General features: G+C 52.5%; 1 protein-coding gene. It reads left to right on the top strand.

The window, feature by feature from the left end; translation table 11 throughout:
- Positions 1-32: 32 nt before the first annotated feature.
- Positions 33-1,001: an IS5-like element IS903B family transposase gene (locus tag ACJHWT_RS25415; RefSeq protein ID WP_013362812.1), complete on the top strand. Its 969-nt coding sequence runs from the start codon at positions 33-35 to the stop codon at positions 999-1,001.
- Positions 1,002-1,057: the final 56 nt, after the last annotated feature.

Here is a 1,057-nt window from a genome sequence, read left to right as displayed (position 1 = left end):
GGTTTTGTTGAATAAATCGAACTTTTGCTGAGTTGAAGGATCAGATCACGTATCTTCCCGACAACGCAGACCGTTCCGTGGCAAAGCAAAAGTTCAAAATCACCAACTGGCCCACCTACAATAAAGCCCTCATCAACCGTGGCTCCATAACTTTCTGGCTGGATGATGAAGCTATTCAGGCCTGGTATGAGTCAGCAACACCTTCTTCACGAGGCAGACCTCAGCGCTATTCTGACCTTGCCATCACGACTGTGCTGGTCATTAAACGCGTATTCAGGCTGACCCTGCGCGCTGCGCAGGGCTTTATTGATTCCATTTTTTCTCTGATGAACGTTCCGCTACGCTGCCCGGATTACAGCTGTGTCAGCAGGCGGGCAAAGTCGGTTAATATCAGTTTCAAAACGCCCACCCGGGGTGAAATCGCACACCTGGTAATTGATTCCACCGGGCTGAAGGTCTTCGGTGAAGGCGAGTGGAAAGTCAAAAAGCATGGCCAGGAACGCCGTCGTATATGGCGTAAGCTGCATCTGGCAGTTGACAGTAAAACACATGAAATCATCTGCGCTGACCTGTCGCTGAACAACGTTACGGACTCAGAGGCCTTCCCCGGGTTAATCCGGCAAACCCACCGGAAAATCAGGTCAGCCGCCGCCGATGGAGCTTACGATACCCGGCTCTGTCACGATGAACTGCGGCGTAAGAAAATCAGCGCGCTTATCCCGCCCCGAAAAGGTGCGGGTTACTGGCCCGGTGAATATGCAGACCGTAACCGTGCAGTGGCTAATCAGCGAATGACCGGGAGTAATGCGCGGTGGAAATGGACAACAGATTACAACCGTCGCTCGATAGCGGAAACGGCGATGTACCGGGTAAAACAGCTGTTCGGGGGTTCACTGACGCTGCGTGACTACGATGGTCAGGTTGCGGAGGCTATGGCCCTGGTACGAGCGCTGAACAAAATGACGAAAGCAGGTATGCCTGAAAGCGTGCGTATTGCCTGAAAACACAACCCGCTACGGGGGAGACTTACCCGAAATCTGATTTATTCAACAAAGCC

The organism is Escherichia sp. WS338 (genome assembly GCF_046486405.1).
GTDB classification, from domain to species: Bacteria; Pseudomonadota; Gammaproteobacteria; order Enterobacterales; family Enterobacteriaceae; genus Escherichia; species Escherichia coli.
This window is presented reverse-complemented; position numbering and strand designations above follow the sequence as displayed.